The organism is Deltaproteobacteria bacterium (assembly GCA_016234845.1).
Lineage (GTDB): Bacteria > Desulfobacterota > Deferrimicrobia > Deferrimicrobiales > Deferrimicrobiaceae > JACRNP01.
Window position 1 is genome coordinate 1 of the sequence record JACRNP010000141.1, and the last position, 4,184, is coordinate 4,184.

The 4,184-nt window shown below is 68.9% G+C and carries 3 protein-coding genes and 1 pseudogene; all 4 read right to left on the reverse strand.

Annotation, left to right across the window (positions count from 1 at the left end; genetic code table 11):
- Nucleotides 1-42: 42 nt before the first annotated feature.
- Nucleotides 43-1,061, reverse strand: a pseudogene (locus HZB86_09735) (HD domain-containing protein).
- A complete protein-coding gene (locus HZB86_09740; GenBank protein MBI5905810.1) occupies nucleotides 1,054-1,881 on the reverse strand; it encodes a response regulator in 828 nt (275 codons plus the stop codon). Before HZB86_09740 ends, HZB86_09735 begins: the two are co-directional and overlap by 8 nt.
- A gap of 3 nt (nucleotides 1,882-1,884) precedes the next feature.
- On the reverse strand, nucleotides 1,885-3,150 hold the full coding sequence (locus tag HZB86_09745) for a PAS domain-containing protein (GenBank protein MBI5905811.1): 1,266 nt from the start codon (nucleotides 3,148-3,150) through the stop codon (nucleotides 1,885-1,887).
- A gap of 491 nt (nucleotides 3,151-3,641) precedes the next feature.
- A partial coding sequence (locus tag HZB86_09750; protein ID MBI5905812.1) for an energy transducer TonB occupies nucleotides 3,642-4,184 on the reverse strand: 543 nt, incomplete at its 5' end.

Below are 4,184 nucleotides of genomic sequence, written 5' to 3' on the forward strand. Positions count from 1 at the left end.
CGAGCTTCAGCACCATGCGGTTTCCGTCGGCGTCGAATTCGATCACGGGCGCGCCTCTTCCCGGAGGGATGCGAGGAAGATGTCGACGAGCGCCGGGTCGAGCGCCGCGCCGCGCAGGACGCCCATCACGCGGACCGCCTCTTCCCGGTCGTACCCCTTGGCGTACGGCCGGTCGGTGGACATCGCGTCGAAGACGTCGGCCACCGCCACGATCCGCGCCACCAGCGGGATGGCGTCTCCGCGGGTTCCGGTGGGGTAGCCGCGGCCGTCGTACCGTTCGTGGTGGTAGAGGATGATGTCGATGACGTCCTGCGGGAGATTCGCGTGCCGCCCCACCTCGGCGCCCCATCCCGGGTGCTTCTTGACGATCTCGAACTCCTTCTCCGACAGCTTGCCCGGGAGGTTGAGGATCGCCTCCGGCACGCCGATCTTCCCGCAGTCGTGCAGCCAGCTCCCGTGCCGGATCGACCGGAGGGTGGCCTCCGGAAGACCGAGGGACTCCGCGATCCGAAGGGCGTACGCGGCCACGCGGTCGCAATGCCCCCGGGTGTACGGGTCCTTGAGCTCGATCGTCTGCGCGATCGACCGCAGCGTCCCCTCGTCGGCCTGCCGGAGCGACCGGACGAGCTGGTACCGGCGCACCCCTTCCTCGACGGTGCCCAGCCGGCCTGCCGGAGCGACCGGACGAGCTGGTACCGCCGCACCCCTTCCTCGACGGTCTCCACCACCTCCTCGTCGATCCACGGCTTCACGTGGAAGCGGAACACCTCCCCCCGGTTGATCGCCTCGATCGCCGTCGGCAGGTCGGCGTACCCGGTCAGCAGCACCCTCGCGGTGTCGGGCGAAAGGTCCCTCACCCTCGACAACAGCTCCACCCCCCGCATTCCCGGCATCAGGTTGTCCGACACGACCACCGCCACCGGCCCGCAGCGGACCAGCTCCAGCGCCTCCTCCCCGCTCCCGGCTCGGAGGACGCGGAGCCCGCTGTCCAGGAAGAGCCGCTCCAGGGCGGAGAGGACGTACTCCTCGTCGTCGACGAAGAGGACCGCGTCGTCAGCCACGCACCGCCTCCTCGTTCACGATGAGGATCACGCACTCCGACGTGTAGGGGCTCCGCTCGATGACCACCCGGTGGTTCCCCTCCTCCCCGGACGCGTTTCCGTCATGCGACCGCCGGCTCTCGTCGATCACCCGGTCGACGAGCCGGTTCTGCGCCGCGGTGAGGACCTCGCGCCGGTCCGCGCCGATCACCGGTCCGATCCGGTTGCCGAAGCAGACCATCCCCTTCCGGTTGCACTGGAAGACGGTCCCGTCGAGCGACATCCCGACCACCGCGAACGGGAGGTTGTCGAGGATGTTGAGCGACTCGGTGAGGAGCCGGTTCTGGGTCGTGAGCGCCGCGGTCCGCTCCTCCACCCTCGCCTCGAGATCCCGGTTGAGCGCGGTGAGCTCGTCGTTCTTCGCCCGCAGCTCCGCCGCCAGCGTCCGGTTCTCCCGGCCGAGGTTGTACCGCTCCACCGCGTTCGTCACGGCGACGCGGATCTCGTCCTCGTTCCACGGCTTCGCGATGAACTTGTAGATCTGCCCGTCGTTGATGGCGGAGACGATCGCCCCGGTGTCCGCGTAGCCGGACAGGATGATCCGGACCGTCTCGGGCCAGCTCTTCCGGACCTCGCTCAGGAACTCCACGCCGTTCATCCCCGGCATCCGGTAGTCGGAGATCACGACCTGCACGGTGTCCCCCTGTCCCAGGGCGAGCAGCCCCTCGGCGCCGGAGAGGGCGGTGCGGATCTCGTACCCGTCGTCGAGGAAGAGGCGCTCCAGGGAGCGCAGGACGTTCCGCTCGTCGTCCACGCAAAGGATTCGCACCGGTTCGGCCATCGGTCAAACCTCCTCCACGACCGGGATTCGCACGGTGAAGGAGGTGCCCTTCCCCGGCTCGCTGCGCACCGAGATGTCCCCCCGGTGCTTCTTGACGATGTCGTACGTGATGCTCAGGCCCAGCCCGGTTCCCTTGCCGACCTCCTTGGTGGTGAAGAACGGCTCGAAGATGCGCTCCAGGTTCTCCTTGGGGATTCCGCGGCCGGTGTCCTCGACGCAGACGCCGATGCTGCCGTCCGAAACCCACGACCGCACGGTGATCTCCCCGCGGTTCTCGATGGCGTGGGCGGCGTTGACGAGGAGGTTCATGAACACCTGGTTCATCTGCTGCGGGTTGCAGCGCGTACGGGGAATCTCCCCGAGATCCTTCTTCATCGTCGCCTTGTACTTGATCTCGTTCCAGACGATGTTGATGGTGCTCCGGAGGCACTCGTTCAAGTCCGCCATCTTGAAGTCGCTCTCGTCCACGCGGGAGAAGCTCTTCAGGTCCGCCACGATGCTCCGGACCCGTTCCGCGCCCTCGAGCGACTCCCGCACCAGGTCGTCCAGGTCCTTCAGGATGTAGTCGATCTTCAGCTGCTCCCGCTTCTGCCGGAGCGCGTCGACCGTCGCCGCCGGAGCCCCCGCGCCGATGCACGCCGTCTGCTCGAAGAGGAATTCGGACAGCCGCGAGAGGTACTTCCCCAGCGTCCCCAGGTTGCTGTTGATGAACCCGATCGGGTTGTTGATCTCGTGGGCCACTCCCGCCGCCAGCTGCCCGATCGAGGCCATCTTCTCCTGCTGGACCAGCTTCGACTGGGTGCGCCGGATCTCGGAGAGCGCCTCGGAGAGCCGCGCGTTCTTCTGCTCGAGCTCCCCCGTCATCGCCTTGATCTCCGTCGCGTCGTGGATGGCGACGATGGCGCCGGCGACCTCCTGGTCCGGGTCCTTCCGGAACGGGAACAGCCTCAGGACGAACCACTTCCCCGACTTCCCGTGGAACTGCTCCACGGGGCGGCCGCAGGCGAGCTCCGCGTCGATCCCCGCCTCCCGGAGCGTCTGATCGTACGGCCGGCCGAGGATCTCCTGGTACGACTTCCCCGTGAACTCCCGGAACACCCGGTTGCACCGGCGGATGCGACCGTGCGGGTCGGCCAGCAGGAGCATGTCGTCGACGCAGTCGATCGTCCCCTCCCACTCCTTCTTCGCCACCGCCACGAGCCGGTAGAGGCGGGAGAGTTCGTCGTGCTTGCGGACCAGATCGGAGGCGTGCTCGAGGCCGCTCTCCATGGACCAGGCGACGCACGCGGAGATCTCGTTCCGGTCGAAGAACCGCCCGACGTACCGGCGGTACCGGTCCTCCTCCTCCGGGGGGAACCCCGCGGAGCGGACCAGGTCGTCGTACGCTTCCCGGAAGAACCTGGACAGGCCGAGGAAGATGCCGAGCGGCATCCCGGCGAGGCGGTATTTCCGCGACTCCACGACGCCGAAGGCGGTAAGCCCCTCGTCCATCCCCAGGGCGTCCGCGGTGAGGGGAGGGGGCTCGCCGCCGTTGCGGAACGCCTGGACGATCGATCCGGAGGTTCCGCGGATGGCCGGGCGCCACTGTTCGGGGTCCCGGGACGTGAAGCGGAAGTAGCCGTTCGCCTCGGCCCGGGAAAGGATCCGCGTAAGGAGCAGGTCCTCCCCGCGGACGATGATTTCCGTGAACGTCGCCATGCGCTCCCTCCGACGGGCTCCAGAGGAGTTCATCGGAAGAAGCACCCGGATACTTCAGCGATTTAGCGGGGCGCCGCCTCGAGGGGACCCGGGGTCAGCCGGTAGACGACGGGGGTCACGATCTCCGCCTCGGCGGGGGGGGTACGGAAGGGGGAGGCGCTCCGGACCGCCTCCACGGCGTTGCGGTCGAGCACCGCGAAACCGGAGCCCCGGACGACCCGGATATCGCTGGCCGACCCGTCCGGGTGGATCCGGAACGAAACGACGACGTTTCCTTCCCACCCCATCCTTCGGGCGACGGGCGGGTAGGCGATCCCCCGCTGGATGTCGTCCCTGAGGTATGCGTAGCCCCCCTCGAGGTCGATCGCGCGGCCGGGACCGTGACCGGCCGACGAGGATCGGCCGGAGGGGGGGGCCGTGCCCGGGGGAAGCGGCGGGAGCCCGGAACGGATCCCGACGGGGGAGCGGACGGGAGCGGTCGGCTCCGGGACTGCCGACGATGCGGCGCCGGCCTCTGGAGGAGCGGGGATCGGGGCCGCCGGCGGCTCCGGGCCGGGGTCCGGTTCCGGCAGGTCGGCCCGCGGGATGCTCTGCGGCGACGTGGA

Bases quoted from the DNA above. Each gene is read 5' to 3' on its own strand.
- HZB86_09745 (MBI5905811.1), bottom strand. From the start codon at position 3,150: ATGGAGAGCGGCCTCGAGCACGCCTCCGATCTGGTCCGCAAGCACGAC.
- HZB86_09740 (MBI5905810.1), bottom strand. From the start codon at position 1,881: ATGGCCGAACCGGTGCGAATCCTTTGCGTGGACGACGAGCGGAACGTC.